Source organism: Paenibacillus sp. BGI2013, assembly GCF_002843485.1.
Lineage (GTDB): Bacteria > Bacillota > Bacilli > Paenibacillales > Paenibacillaceae > Paenibacillus > Paenibacillus amylolyticus.
Genome location: NZ_PJFA01000012.1, coordinates 129045 through 144046 on the forward strand (window position 1 = coordinate 129045; position 15002 = coordinate 144046).

At 46.6% G+C, this 15002-nt stretch carries 12 protein-coding genes; 10 read left to right on the forward strand and 2 right to left on the reverse strand.

Annotated features, from left to right (window positions below):
- The first annotated feature begins 11 nt into the window (after positions 1-11).
- The 5 genes from CXK86_RS24665 to CXK86_RS24685 all read left to right on the forward strand — a co-directional run bounded on the left by CXK86_RS24665 (position 12) and on the right by CXK86_RS24685 (position 7034).
- The gene (locus CXK86_RS24665) at positions 12-1586 is read left to right on the forward strand and encodes a response regulator (RefSeq protein ID WP_101314778.1); all 1575 of its coding nucleotides are present in this window, start codon (positions 12-14) and stop codon (positions 1584-1586) included.
- A gap of 178 nt (positions 1587-1764) precedes the next feature.
- Positions 1765-3435, forward strand: a complete 1671-nt coding sequence (locus CXK86_RS24670; RefSeq protein ID WP_076253781.1) for an extracellular solute-binding protein — start codon at positions 1765-1767, stop codon at positions 3433-3435.
- Positions 3436-3570: 135 nt separating this feature from the next.
- Positions 3571-4545, forward strand: coding sequence for an ABC transporter permease (locus CXK86_RS24675; RefSeq protein ID WP_036606005.1), 975 nt, complete (start codon positions 3571-3573; stop codon positions 4543-4545).
- A gap of 15 nt (positions 4546-4560) precedes the next feature.
- Positions 4561-5460: a carbohydrate ABC transporter permease gene (locus CXK86_RS24680; RefSeq protein WP_036668326.1), complete on the forward strand. Its 900-nt coding sequence runs from the start codon at positions 4561-4563 to the stop codon at positions 5458-5460.
- On the forward strand, positions 5457-7034 hold the full coding sequence (locus CXK86_RS24685; protein WP_076253779.1) for a glycoside hydrolase family 43 protein: 1578 nt from the start codon (positions 5457-5459) through the stop codon (positions 7032-7034). The genes CXK86_RS24680 and CXK86_RS24685 overlap by 4 nt, the downstream gene beginning before the upstream one ends.
- Positions 7035-7143: 109 nt before the next feature.
- On the opposite strand, the gene CXK86_RS24690 is transcribed toward CXK86_RS24685, so the two are convergent.
- The gene (locus CXK86_RS24690; RefSeq protein WP_076253778.1) at positions 7144-8088 is read right to left on the reverse strand and encodes an alpha/beta hydrolase fold domain-containing protein; all 945 of its coding nucleotides are present in this window, start codon (positions 8086-8088) and stop codon (positions 7144-7146) included.
- Positions 8089-8282: 194 nt separating this feature from the next.
- On the opposite strand from CXK86_RS24690, the gene CXK86_RS24695 reads away from it, so the two are divergent.
- The 3 genes from CXK86_RS24695 (at position 8283) to CXK86_RS24705 (ending at position 11712) form a co-directional block, all read left to right on the forward strand.
- Complete coding sequence (locus tag CXK86_RS24695) at positions 8283-8612, forward strand: ArsR/SmtB family transcription factor (RefSeq protein ID WP_017690603.1); 330 nt, start codon at positions 8283-8285, stop codon at positions 8610-8612.
- Between the two features lie 166 nt (positions 8613-8778).
- A complete protein-coding gene (locus CXK86_RS24700; RefSeq protein ID WP_076253777.1) occupies positions 8779-10554 on the forward strand; it encodes a SulP family inorganic anion transporter in 1776 nt (591 codons plus the stop codon).
- 168 nt (positions 10555-10722) lie between these two features.
- Complete coding sequence (locus tag CXK86_RS24705; RefSeq protein ID WP_076253776.1) at positions 10723-11712, forward strand: phosphotransferase; 990 nt, start codon at positions 10723-10725, stop codon at positions 11710-11712.
- 100 nt (positions 11713-11812) lie between these two features.
- Here the strand turns inward: CXK86_RS24705 and CXK86_RS24710 are convergent, their stop codons facing one another.
- The gene (locus CXK86_RS24710; RefSeq protein ID WP_076253775.1) at positions 11813-12532 is read right to left on the reverse strand and encodes a response regulator transcription factor; all 720 of its coding nucleotides are present in this window, start codon (positions 12530-12532) and stop codon (positions 11813-11815) included.
- 257 nt (positions 12533-12789) lie between these two features.
- On the opposite strand from CXK86_RS24710, the gene CXK86_RS24715 reads away from it, so the two are divergent.
- Positions 12790-14010, forward strand: coding sequence for an ABC transporter substrate-binding protein (locus tag CXK86_RS24715; RefSeq protein WP_076253774.1), 1221 nt, complete (start codon positions 12790-12792; stop codon positions 14008-14010).
- The gene (locus tag CXK86_RS24720; RefSeq protein WP_076253773.1) at positions 14003-14962 is read left to right on the forward strand and encodes an NHLP bacteriocin system secretion protein; all 960 of its coding nucleotides are present in this window, start codon (positions 14003-14005) and stop codon (positions 14960-14962) included. Before CXK86_RS24715 ends, CXK86_RS24720 begins: the two co-directional genes overlap by 8 nt.
- The last annotated feature ends 40 nt before the right edge of the window (positions 14963-15002 follow it).

Here is a 15002-nt window from a genome sequence, read left to right on the forward strand (position 1 = left end):
GGAGCGAGGATATGATCAACGTGCTGATTGTGGACGATGAGCCATTTATTCGCCAAGGACTTCTATTGTTAATTGATTGGGAGTCTTACGGGTTTCAGATTTGCGGTCAGGCTTCCAATGGCATGCAGGCATTGGAGTGCATACGCGCTATGCAGCCCGATCTGGTGATTTCCGACATTAAGATGCCGGAAATGGACGGATTGCAGCTTGCCAAAACCTTGTACGAGCAATATGGCGGTGACATCAAGCTGATTCTTCTAAGTGGATTCTATGAGTTTGGATATGCCAAGCAGGCGATTAAATACCAGGTGGATGACTACATTCTCAAGCCTATTGTGAAGACCGAACTGGTTCAGGTGCTTGAGGAGTTCAGGGTCGCATTTAATGCGCGGACGGAAGAGAAGCGATATCAGCAAAAAAAAGATCGAATTATTATGGCTCAGCATATGCAGTCAATCTTGCTTGGGGTGGCTGAGGAGGATGCTGTTACGAGTCTGCAGCCCCACTATCAAGATGTCGGCATACTGCGTTGCATCCTGATTGAGGCGGAAGCCGGTCCAGAACAGGGAACGGATTGGTGCGCTCGGGTTGAGGCATGGGTGGGCAAGCCCTTGCCGGGACAAATTTTGAAGCCCTTCACAGGTGATAAAAATGCGGTTCTGCTTATGGTTACGGACCTGATGGTGAACCGTGAGGCAGTGACCTTGGAGCAATATTTGACCCGATTACATGCCGATCTGAGCCATGGTCAAGAGGCGGCTATTGCTTGTTATGTCGGGAAGGAAGTACATGAGTTGGAGGCGCTGCACGAGTCTTATCAATCCTGCGGCATAATGAAAAGCTTACGTTTCTTCACCACTTGCAGGCCCATTTATTACTTCGAACTTATGGATACGACCTTATTTGTTAATCGGCCGGGACAGTTCGAAAAACAATTATTTGATGGGCTAGTCAAGTCTATTGAGGAACAGCAGACGGATGAGTTATACAGTCATGCAAAGGCCATTTTTCGATTTTTTCTGGATGAGCGAATCGAGCCTGGTATGGTCCGCATTCACTTGCATTATTTGGCATACACATTGCTGGATCTCGTGAATAACGATACGGTTACTCCAGATTCGGGGTTGATGGAATCGACTTTTCTGAAGGTGAACTACGCGATGTTATCCATGGAGGAAAACATTGAACATTTATGCGAATTCTCGCTCATGTGCGCAGAGAAACTGAAGGAGCAGCAAAAGTCAAATGCGATGGGCGTATTAGCCAAAATTGAGGCCTTCATTCACGAGCATTACAGAGAAAATATCAGCCTGAAATTGCTCGGGGAGCAGTTTTACATGAATAGTGCATATCTGGGTCAGATTTTCAAAAAGCATTTCTCGATCAGCTTCAGTGATTATTTGAATCAATTGCGTATTGAGGAAGCCGCCCGGCTGTTGCGCAGAACAGATCAAAGAGTATACGAAATCGCAACAATGGTGGGATATCGGGATTCCGATTACTTTATTAGCCGGTTCGAGAAACTCATGGGGGAGACTCCTGCACAATATCGTAAAAGTGCCCATGCTGCGTACTCTCTTGATTAACATCCTGCACTCCTTGACGGAGCGGCGGGATATTTTTTTTCGCAGATGCTGGAATTAGTGGGATTCCATCTATAGTTTATCCCGTTGAGAGGGGCATGGAAGCATGATAATTTTAAGTCAGCCTTTGGAAAGCGCTTTCCAAAAAGCTTCTGTCAATATAATCGATGGAGGGGTCATGATGAAAAAGGATGTTAGAAAAAGAATCAAGTATAGTGCTCTGCTCGCTTTAATACTGGTCATCGCACTCACTGGATGTACACCGGGATCGTCCTCGAAAGGGGAAAAGACAGCAGATGGAAGGGAATTGAAACAATTTTCTGCATTTTTTGCCGTACCGGGAAAAATTGCGCCTGACGATAATCGGGTGTTAAAAGCTATTGAGGAGAAAACAGGCGCCAGAGTCACGATGGACTGGCTTACAGGCCAAACAGCCAAAGAGCGGATTGGTGTACTCATTGCAGGCGGCGAATATCCCGATTTTATCGATGGGAGTGATGGAACTCAGCAACTGGTAGCAGCAGGAGCGTTAGTACCTCTTGAGGATTACATCGATAAATATCCAAACATCAAAAATTACCTGGGCGAAGACTGGAAGAAGATGAAAAATACGACGGATGGACATATCTACTTCATTCCTCAATTCGGCAATATACAAGAAAAGTCGATGAAAGTATCCCATGACGGAGAAGCATTCTGGATTCAGAAGGCCGTACTGGAGTGGGATAATTATCCGACAATCAAAACGCTTGACCAATACTTCGACTTGATTGAACGGTATAAAGCAGCTCACCCGACTGTTGATGGTCAGCCCACAATTGGGTTTGAAATTATCTCCTATGACTGGCGTTATTTCGCACTGGAGAACCCTCCGCTCTTCATGGCTGGTTATCCTAACGAAGGCGCAGCCATCGTTGATAAAGAAACGCTGACAGCCAAAAACTATAATACCATTCCGGAAGCGAAGGCATATTTCAAGAAAATTAATGAGGTATATCATCAAGGCCTGGTCGATAACGAAACCTTTACAGCAAACTATGATCAATATATCTCCAAAATTTCAACCGGACGTGTGCTGGGCATGGTGGATCAAGGATGGCAGTTCCTTGACGCCGAGGCATCACTCGTGAAGCAAAAATTGTATGACAAAACCTATGTACCGTTGTCCATTACACTCTCCGAGGATGTTAAAGGGCGCTATCAGAACAATCCAATCCTTAATGTGAATGGTGGCCTGGCCATTACAAAGAGTTGCGAGGATATTGAGGGAGCACTTCAATATATTAATGATTTGCTGGACCCTGAGATGGAGGTATTGAGAACCTGGGGGCAGGAAGGCGTGGATTACCAAGTCGATGACAAAGGCGTGTTCTCCAGGAATGAAGAGCAACGTGCGAATTCCAAAGATCCGGACTGGGTGCTGGCAAACACGGGAAGCCCGTTGGTCTATTTCCCGCATCATGAAGGCATGACCGCTGACGGGAAGAATGCCCTTGACCCTAAGGAGCAGCCGGAGGAGTACCTTGCCACATTGAATGACATCGACAAAAAAGTGCTGAAGGCTTATGGATATACGAAGTTTACCGACTTCCTTGAGCCTGCGGAGGAAAATGAACCGTGGTTCCCAATCTATACCTATAATTTTGAACCGAATAAACCGGAGACCATCGCCAGACAGAAAATGGACGATGTAAAACGCAAATGGCTGCCAAAAGTGATTATGACTTCACCAGCCGAATTTGATAAGGCTTGGGATGAGTATCAAGCCACGCTCAAGGAAAGTGCAGATATTAAAGCGTATGAAGATGCGCTGACGGAGGAAGTCCGCAGACGTATGGAACTGTGGGGATAAAGGCCTGTCACACAGAAAGGCTATGGGGAACCCCGTAGCCTTTCTTACACGCTAGATTCAGAGGTTGGATAGGAATGGAATCGATTCACCCAGACTGGGTGATATAGATAAACTCGTAAGCAAGGAGAGAAAAACATGGCCAAAAAGGAGTTGCAGCCTTCGTTAAAAACCAGCCATATCCCAGCGGGAACAAGCTGGATCGGGTACAACCTGTCCAGAATGAAAAGTCAGCGACAATTAATGTGGATGTCATTTCCGTTTATTGCGTTTATCGCTATTTTTGCGTATGGACCATTATGGGGCTGGTTGATGGCGTTTCAGAATTATAGACCGGGCATTGGTTTTATGGAGCAGGATTGGGTTGGGGTGGATCATTTTCGAACATTATTCACGGACCCTACATTTTTACGTGTCATTCGCAATACGCTGGCGATGAGCCTGATCAGTCTGTTTCTGGGATTTGTCGGCTCGATTGGTCTGGCGCTCTTATTGAATGAACTGCGAATGGTATTGTTCAAACGTGTGGTACAGACGGTTTCCTACCTTCCACATTTCCTGTCGTGGATCATCGTAACAGGTATTGTTGCGAATGTATTATCAACGGAAACAGGAATAGTGAATGTGCTGTTGACGAAATTGGGCCTGATTGATGCACCGATCAATTTTTTTGCCGAACCAAAGTACTTCTGGGGGATTGTAGGTCTGTCCAGCATGTGGAAGGAAATTGGCTGGGGCACGATTATTTATCTGGCGGCCATGGCGTCGATTAATCCGAGCTTGTACGAGGCAGCTTCCATCGACGGAGCCGGACGGTTTCGTAAAATGTTCAATGTCACGCTTCCAAGCATCAAACCAACAATTATTATCCTGCTTATCATCAACGTAGGTAACGTACTGAACGCGGGTTTTGAGATTCAATACTTGTTGGGGAACGGACTTGTGCAGGATGTATCCGAGACGATCGACATTTTTGTTTTGAAATACGGGATTAATCTCGGCAACTACTCACTTGCCACCGCAGCAGGCATTTTCAAAAGTGTGGTCAGTCTGGTGCTCATATTTATCGCCAACGGGATTGCCAAGTCTCTTGGTGAAGAGCGATTGATATGATAAGGGGGCAGAGCTGTGAAACGATTTAGTAGAAACCGAAGCTTGGGAGACTCTATTTTTTCTATCACCAATGGCATATTTATGTTGCTTGTCATGGTTGTTACGTTATATCCTTTTTTAAACACCATTGCCGTATCTTTCAATAACGGGCTGGATACGATCCGTGGGGGGATCTATCTCTGGCCGAGGGAATGGACGCTGCAAAATTACGTCTCCGTATTCCAAAACCCGAATCTGACGCAAGCCGCATTTGTTTCAGTCGCCAGAACCGTGGTGGGAACGGTTGTACAGCTGTTCTGTACAGCCATGCTGGCCTATGTACTGAGCCGCAAGGAATATATGTTTAACAAATTGGTCACAACGCTGTTTGTCATGACGATGTATTTCAGCGGCGGTTTAATTCCGGGATACATGCTGATCAAACAAGTGGGGCTGCTGAACAGTTTCTGGGTATACATTATTCCCGGGTTGATCGGGGTGTTCAACATGATCGTCATTCGTACCTACATTCAGGGACTGTCGGAGGGATTGATTGAATCCGCGAAGATGGATGGAGCCGGAGATTTTCGGATTTTCATGCGTATCGTGCTTCCCCTATCCAAACCGGTTCTGGCTACGGTTGCACTGTTTATTGCTGTAGGTCAGTGGAACTCCTGGTTTGACTCTATGTTGTACACGGCGGGAAATCGGAATTTGACCACCTTGCAGTATGAGCTGATGAAATTGTTATCCTCTGCGACCTCACAGGGGGGGACCGTCAACGTGGATTCATTCAAAAATGTAACCAACATGGTGACGCCTGTATCCATTCGGGCAGCAATCACGGTTGTGACGGCAATGCCGATTGTTTTACTGTATCCGTTCTTGCAAAAATACTTTGTGACTGGACTAACCATTGGAGGGGTAAAAGAATGAAGAATGCAAATCAAGGCGAAAAATGCACGTATAACAATCCGATTATGCCCGGGTTTTATCCAGATCCATCCGTATGCCGGGTGGGTGAAGATTTTTATCTGGTGACATCAACATTTGCCTATTTTCCTGGCGTTCCGATCTTTCAGAGCCGTGATCTAGTGAATTGGAAACAGATTGGCAATGTGCTGGACCGCCCTTCACAGTTAAATCTTCAGGGAGCAGGCCATTCACAGGGGATATTCGCTCCAACGCTTCGGTATCATGAAGGTACCTTCTATATGATTACAACCAATGTGTCACATGGCGGCAATTTTGTTGTAACCGCTACCGACCCGGCTGGGCCATGGTCTGATCCATATTTTATTGAAGGCGCAGAAGGCATAGACCCTACGATTTTCTTCGATGACGGCAAAGCGTATTACCTTGGTACACGTCCTTGCTCCGAGGGAGTTCGTTACAATGGGAACTGGGAAGTGTGGCTGCGGGAGTTGGATCTGGGCAGTATGAAGCTGGTGGGAGACAGTTACGTTCTGTGGCGCGGGGCGATGGTGGATGTCATCTGGCCGGAAGGCCCGCACCTGTATAAGATCGATGAATATTACTATTTATTGATTGCAGAGGGAGGCACAGGGCCAAACCATGCCGTGACCATTGCTCGTAGCAAAAGTTTGACCGAAGGATACGTCGGGAATCCGAATAATCCAATCATTACACATCGCCATTTGGGTAAACGTTACCCTGTTGTTAATGTAGGACATGCCGACTTGGTGCAGGCTGCGAACGGTCAATGGTTCATGGTCATGCTTGCTTCGCGTCCATATGGAGGGAGCTATAGCAACCTGGGGCGGGAGACGTTCCTTGCTTCTGTCGTTTGGGAGGACGGATGGCCTGTTGTCAATGAGGGCCGCGGAATCCTGGAGGAGCAGGGCACGTTGGATTTGAAGCCTGTTCCGGTAGAGCCGCAACTGCGTTTTGACCATTTTGACAGTGATAAACTGGGCTTGCAATGGATGTTCCTGCGCAATCCTCAGGAGGATCTCTATTCATTAACCGAACGAAAAGGATACTTGCGACTGAAGCTGAAACCGCAAACATTGAAGGAAAAAGAAAATTCCAGCTTTGTTTGTCTGCGTCAAAGGCATATGGATTATGTCGCAGCTACAGCGATGGAATTTGTGCCCGGGAATGCCAATGAAACGGCTGGTCTTGTCGTCATTCAGAACGATCTGTATCACGTACGGATTGAGCGTGCTCTGGCGGATAAACAGCAGGTGCTGCGTGTATTGACCTGTATAGATGGTCAGGATACCCACATAGCGCAAATCGCACTGGAGGGTGATGTACCGCGGGTGTATATCAAACTGGCCGCAACAGGTCAGCAACTAAACTTCTATTGCAGCACGGATGGAAGTCAGTATCATCTGGTCGCGGAACAGGTGGATACAAGCAGCCTGAGCACCGAAGTAGCCGGCGGCTTTGTTGGCTGTTGTATCGGAATGTTTAGCAGCAGCAACGGTACTTCTTCCGATCAGGTAGCGGACTTTGACTGGTTTGAATATGGTTCATATAAATAATATTTAGATGACAGAATAACAGAAAGTAAGCTCAATCCGGTGGCGGTAGTCCAGGGATTGAGCTTTTTTTCATTCTTTTTGCGAAAGGAGTGGGGGGATGCGTTACAGTCTATTGTCCAGCTTCATGTGCTGAGCTTTTTATGATGTTAACCATTTTACGCTGCGCATCCCTGGCCTCCGGAATCGGATAGAGGACAAAGACATGGTTCATTTTGGGGTAAACGTACGTTTGATGATCGATTCTTTGATCCGTCAGTAGTTTGTCGAGCTTCATATTATCAGGAAACAAACCCTCGTGAGTCCCGATAAAGATGCTGATTTTGCCCAGACCGGCGAAATCTCCGTAGATTGGACTGATTAACGGATCGTTCAACGGTTTGTCAGCTGCCCAGATCCGCCGGATGACATCATACCCTTCCACAGCGAGCATAGGGTCGCGTGTCTCGTAATCAAATATGACCGGATTGTCCAGCACCATATCCACACAAGGTGATAACAAGATGATATCTTTGGGCTGCGGGAGATCATGCATCTTCAGATAATGGGTCAAGGCTAGGGATATGTTCCCGCCTGCGGAATCCCCCATAATGGTGAGTTGTGCTGGGTCGTCCACGGAGGCAAGCAGATCCCGGTATAGATTGAGCAGTTTCGGATACGTGTGCTGATAATTAAAATGCGGAACCTTTGGATAGATGGGAGCAACAACTTTGGCATTCAGAGCCTGAGCCATGCGGTCCATGAATTTCCAGTGTAAAGACAGCGGCTGGTGTGTATGCGCCCCGCCATGAATGTAGAGAATGACCCTCTGTTCACGGGAATGCTGATCGTTTAAGGTGAACACCTGCATGTCTTCATGGGAGCGCTCTTTAATGGAAGATGACAGTTTTGTTTTACCCAAGATATAAGGTTTAATGTTTTCCAAGCCCATATGATCCAGGTGTTTGCGGGTAAGCTCGCGTGTTGAAAAAATTTTCTTGGTATCTAACGTTCCGATATATTTCTCGAATAGAAAGCTCGTCAACGAGCGTTTGTGATTATGGATATACAGGTTCATTGAGGAATCACCCTTCCTGATGGAGTTCAGATATACGGTCTGTGGAGACTATAAGTGAAGTATAAAGGTTGAAGTGTACTTCAAGGTCAATCTTAATTTTTCCATCAAACCGTTTACGGTTAGAGTAAAGCATGGTACCCGTTCTATGTTATGATATTTGCATCTTCAAAAGTTCGATTGAAGGGGCATAGCGTATGAATCAGAGCATACAACAGTTTAAAGCGGATTTTTTCAAAGCGTTGGCACACCCGATGCGGATTCAGATTCTGGAGCTGCTGAGTGAAGGAGCCAAAAACGTGAATGAACTGCAAAGCATTCTGGGATCGGAAGGCTCTGCCGTTTCACAACAACTGGCTGTATTGCGCAGCAAAAACGTTGTCCACGGAATAAAAGAAGGGACAACCGTCACCTATTCGCTGCGTGATCCGCTGATTAAGGATCTGCTGGCAGTCACCAAACAGATTTTTGACAATCATCTGGTTGATGCCATTTCCATGCTGGAAGATATTCGTAAAGAGTCCTGACACAATAAACAAGAGCAACTGGGTGTAATCACCGGAGGTTCTTGTTTTTTTGTGTTAAGTTCCTGCTGAGATTGTGCGTAATCCGATTGACAGGACGTATGCAGGGGAGTAGTCTTTTAAATATATTCAAATATTCAAATATATGAAGAAAAGAAGGTTTTGGTACATGAAATGGATGGGGAGATATGCAGGGTACAACGCTGCCGCTTTTCGCAAGGATCTGTTATCAGGACTGATTGTAGGTATCATTGCGATTCCACTCGGTATGGCCTTTGCCATCGCTTCCGGGGTCAAACCAGAGTATGGATTGTATACCACAGTAATCGCAGGGATTCTCATTTCCTTGCTGGGTGGGTCCAAGTTCCAGATTGGCGGGCCAACGGGGGCATTCATTCCGATCCTCTTTGCCATTGTGATGCAGTATGGATATGAGAATCTGCTGATCGCCGGAATGATGGCCGGTTTGATGCTTGTACTAATGGGCGTATTCAAGCTCGGGGCATTAATTAAGTTTATTCCAAGGCCGGTGACTATCGGTTTTACGGCAGGGATCGCCGTCATTATTTTTAGCGGACAAATAACGAACTTTCTGGGACTTCGAGGCATCGAGAAACACGAGGATTTCTGGTCCAATATGAAAGAAATCGGGATGCATATCTCGACGATTAATATATACAGTGTGCTTACAGCTGGAATCTGTCTGGCTGTTCTTCTGCTTGTGCCCAAGTTTGCACCGAAGGTGCCTTCATCACTGGTGGGGCTGGTTCTTTCGACGGTAGTCGCGGCGTTCTTTTTTGAAGGGCAGGTGGCTACAATTGGTTCGTCCTTTGGCGCGATACCTAACTCTTTGCCTCAGTTTCATGTGCCTGAGATCACTTGGGAGCGTATCGTGAACTTGCTGCAACCCGCTTTTGTCATCGCCATGCTGGGTGGAATTGAATCGCTGCTATCCGCAGTTGTTGCCGATGGCATGACCGGAAGTCGCCATAACAGCAATCGAGAGTTGATTGGGCAGGGGATTGCTAACATGGTGACGCCGTTGTTTGGTGGTATTCCTGCAACAGGAGCGATTGCACGTACAGCAACAAATATCAAATCCGGCGCAGTATCGCCATGGTCTGGCGTGATTCACGGTGTAGTGGTTTCGCTGGTACTTGTTCTCTTTGCGCCATATGCATCCCACATTCCTCTTGCCAGTATGGCTCCTGTTCTCATGCTGGTTGCCTGGAATATGAGTGAACGGAGATCCTTCATACATGTCATGAAAACCAAAACGAGTGATTCACTCGTTCTGCTGATTACCTTTTTGCTGACTGTATTTACAAGTTTAACAACGGCTGTAGAGGTTGGGTTGATTCTGGCGGTCCTTTTATTTGTTAAACGGATGAGTGAGATGTTGAAGGTTGCCAAAGTACTACCCGATCCCGATCATAAACATGAGAAAGTCATGGCCCACATGGTTCGGGAAGGACATGACTGCCCGCAAATAAGCCTATACACAATTGAAGGGCCACTGTTTTTCGGCGCAGCGGATATGTTCGAGAAGTCGGTCATGGATTCGATTCATCGGCGACCAGGCACTCTGCTGTTACGCATGGGTAAGGTGCCTTTTATGGATACAACAGGTGAATCCAATCTGGCCCGTGTTGTCAAACATATGGAGAGATCCGGGGGCAGGATTTTACTTTCAGGCATTCAGGCGCAACCGTTGGAGATGTTGAAGAGAACAGGTTTGATTGAACGAATTGGTTCGGATCATATGTTTGAGCACACGGGTGAAGCCATCAATTATGCATTAGTGCATCTGGATGTTCAGAAATGTAGGGGGTGCAAACACTTTGCCTTTCGTGAATGTGCTGCATTGTCGAGCGCTGGCACCGACCCAGAGTGTAATAACCTGCTGAAACCTGGAAAGCAAGTCAATGTAAATAGCCCTATCTAACCTGCTGATGAGAGAGATGGAGCTATAAGAGTCTAGAGAGTATTTGCTTATCAAAATATATATTCTGGAAAATAAACGAAAAATATACTATGTTATAGGTTGATAGGTGAAAGGATTACATCGTTCATCAGATGAGAAATAATCATATTAAACCGAAGGAGCAACCATATGTCCATTCAACCGACTGCTTTACGTTCAGTGCTTAACCCCAGGTACCTGGAGTCTGCATTGAGGAATCACTATGACATTGGAACATGGGAAGAATGTTTGTTTTGGCTTAGAGGACTGAATGATACTTACCGGGTTCGCACGTCCAGTGGCATGTACATTCTCCGTATCTACCGCACTGAAATCACGGAGGCAGATGTTCAGTATGAGCTTTCATTATTGTCTCAACTGAAGAACGTTCTAGGTTCTGCGGAACATACCGACATTGGAGAATACATCGAGAAGAAAGATCATACGGGATATACGGTGTTGGAGGCTGCGGAAGGCAAGCGGGTTGCTGTAATGTTTCGGTATATTGAGGGTACGGAGAACAACCTGGAGGATGAGGAGTCTTGTTACGCCTTTGGTCAATCTGCGGCTGAATTGCATGAGGCTATGGATCAGGTGAACATGGAGCTGCCACGATATGAGCTGGATCTGAAGTTACTTATTGACGAACCCCTTGAGCGAATTATCCACTATATCGGTGAGAACAATGAAGCAGCAGCATTTCTCCATACGTTTGCCACAACGTTAAAAGAACGCATCGTTGCCACTTCCAGACAAGAGCTGGACTTTGGTCTGTGCCATGGCGATATGCATGGAAATAACAATGTGTTTCAACAGGAACATCAGTTCATCCATTATGACTTCGAGTGGGCAGCCAAAGGCTGGCGTGCCTATGATTTAGCTCAAGTGAAAGTTCGAAAAAGACAGTCTGATGAACGAAAAGCAGCATTATGGGATGCGCTCATGGCAGGATATCGTTCAGTCAGAAGTTTCTCTGCCGAAGATGAGCAGGCGGTTGATCTCTTTATTGTTGCTCGCCGATTCTGGGTGATGGGACTAGATGTTGCTTTTATTGAGAGTGATATGGGTGCGCTGGACTATGGTTCGGATTGGCTGGATAGTTTCGTGGAAGAATTCCGGGAAGCAGATATCGTTAGTTAATCATTCAATGAAAAAGAGAATATAGTTACCATCATCATGCCGCCATTCTGGCGGCTTTTTTAGTTTGAATGAACGTACATACCTGTGTGCTGTAATACGTTTACTCTGCGAATTCAACAGGCTTGTCATTGAATTTGTACCCGACACCCCGAATTGTACGGATATAGTGTGGCTTGGCCGGATTTTGTTCCAGCTTCTTCCGCAGATTATAGATATGTACCATAACTGTATGCGTATCGCCCATATGCACATCATCCCAGAGCAGCGAGAAAAGCTGTTCATTTTTGTATACGCGGTTAGGGTTCTTCGCAAGATGAAACAATAATTTGAATTCCTTGGCCGACAAAGCAATGGGTTTGTCACCGACGAGTACACGATGGGTAGCTGGGTCGATGAGTAGTTGATCAAATACCAGCGTTTCATCCACCTGTTCCTCTTGTTTCTGTGGCATGTTGTTTCTCCGAATATGAGCCTTGACTCGTGCAATCAGCTCAATTGGACTAAATGGTTTGGAGATAAAGTCGTCCCCTCCCAGCCCAAGTCCGATGACTTTGTCTGTGGCTTCATCCTTACAACTTACGAACAAAATAGGCACATTACTCGTTTTACGAATCTCGCTACAGATCTGAAAACCATCCATCCCAGGCAACAGCACATCCAGGAGTACAAGATCAGGTGAATGCTCCTGTGCAGCTCGAAGTGCCTCCACGCCAGTGTATGCAGATATAGTCTGAAAACCTTCCCGTTTCAAAGACATCGTTAACAATTCATTGATTTCATGATCATCATCGACGATCAAAATCGTGTTTTTCAAAGACATAGGGCTTTCATTCTCCTTATGTATATCGCTTTGGTCAAAGTCCGTATCCTTCCAATCGTTCGTCGAAAGTCCTCGATGTATTCTGTTTCAAGTATCGCATGTGGACCGGGATAAGTCGATTGGATACATAAAATTTGATATGAAATTGAGGTTAACTTGAATTTCAATTTATGGTCTTGATGATTAGGCTCCTTCTATAATTAATGATATTAAAACTTGGGCGTTCCAGGTTTGAGCTCTGGAGGGAGATAGGTCTAGTGAATGGAAGTGGGGGGAATCGCCTGAAATGGGTGTTGTGGAGTGTGGTACTGCTTGGTGCACTGGTAATCAGTGGGTGTTCATCTGACACTGCGCCAGACCAGATCAGAGAAAAGACGCTTGGAAGCTCATCAAATGAAGTCATCGTGGGAGCTGTATGGCCTTTTGAAAAGCAGAATGAACAATTCCGTGAAGGACTTCAGTTGGCGCTGGAGCAGATTAACAAAGAGGGTGTTCTGGGAGGGGAAAAAATTAAATTGCTGGAGATGGACGATGGCGCTTCCACGACAAAGGGCATGGCCATTGCGCAGCAATTTGCCGATAATCCCTCCGTCAGCGCGGTCATTGGACATCGGGGTTCTTCCGTAACCGTACCGGCTTCACGTATATATGCCAATGCGGGCATTGTACTGTTGTCTCCGGCATCGACCTCGCCCAAACTGACCGATGTGAGCAGTCCTTATATTTTTAGAAATATACCGAATGATAATCAGATCGGGCAATCTCTTGCCCTGTATGCTGCGGGCACGAAACATGAGAATATCGCAATCTACTATACCGATGACGAGTATGGTAGAGGGCTCGCGAATGCATTTGAACGTCAGGCTACCCTATCCGGACAGAATGTGGTTGACCGCGTATCCGGTTATAAGGACGGAGCCGACATGATGCGGATTGCGAATAAATGGGAAACACTGGACACGGATCTGATCATGGTAGCGACTAGGGCTGACGAAGGCATTACGTTTGTCAAAGCAATCCGTGCGGCGGGTATGGATACCCCTATCATTGGGGGAGATGCGCTTGATTCGGCTGAGTTTGCACAAGGCGGCGGGTCCGTAGAAGGCACAATCGTCGCTTCCGTATACGATGATCAGGGACAATCGACCGTCAATCAAGATTTTCGATCAACCTATATTAAACACTATGGTAAGGCACCGGACAAATGGGCAGCACAGGCATATGATTCACTGAAATTACTCGCTGCGGGTATAGAAGAAGCAGGTTCACGAAGTCCGAAAGCGATAGCAGAAGCTTTGTCCGACCTTACATCTTGGGAGGGGGTTACGGGTGAACACTTTTTTGATACCCAGGGTGATGTTCAGGGAATGAGCATTGTAATGAAGAAGTTACAGCAGGGCAAATTTCAGACCCTGAATGAGACGCCCGTTTCAGATTCATCACGAGATTCAGCGAAAGGGGGAGGTCAGGATGAATAAACAGGTTTTTCGAAAAGTAGCCCTTGAGCGGCTGTCTTCTCCGGAACAGCTGGATAATCTGGTACGTGTCACCTCTCCCCGCGGCTGGTTGATGCTCATCGGAGCAGGTTTAATTCTGGCAGCTGCGCTGTATTGGGGAATCTTTGGCACCATGACCACGAGGGCAGAAGGACAGGGTGTATTGATTCGGCCGGGCGGCCTAAAAACGGTACACACCTCTTCAGAAGGCGCAATCTCCGATATTGCAGTGGTGGAGAATGATACGGTTCAGCAAGGAGAGGTGATTGGTCGGATCGAGCAACCGGCATTGCTTGACCAGATCAGGCAAACGAAGCTTGCTATCACCAATCTGCAAAGTGCCTCATCTCAAGGCAAGTCAGGACGTGTTGCGGAGCTGGGCAAGTTAAAACAGCAGCAGGAGCAGCAGTTACTGAACTATGAGTACCAGACTCAAGTGGTCAGTCCTTACACAGGAAAGGTCACCGAGGTGTTAGTTAAGAATGGAATGTATGTGGGTGAAGGAACGGAGATGTTCCGGATGGAGACCTACGGGTCTCAGACGGATGAATTAATAGGGGTTATATATGTGCCCGTAAATCAAGGCAAGCAGTTACTTCCGGGCATGGAAGTCCGTGTCTCGCCAAGTACCGTTAATCGTGAAGAATATGGCTCCATGATCGGGCAGGTCGTTTCGGTATCTGAATTCCCCGTAACGGTACAAGAGTTACAGTCTACATTAGGTAACGAGGGTCTTGTAGAGCAGATGGCCTTACAAGGTCTCTCGCTGGAAGTACGCGTGAATCTCTCACCTAACTCGGAGTTTTCGAGTGGATATAACTGGACAACAAAACAAGGTCCGCCTGTGCGTCTGAATAGCGGAATGACGATGGATGGAACCATTACGGTTCATTCGCAGCGACCGATTGCAACCGTCATTCCCTATTTCAAATGAGGAGTCAATATAGTCGAACAGGCATAGGGAGGATGATGGA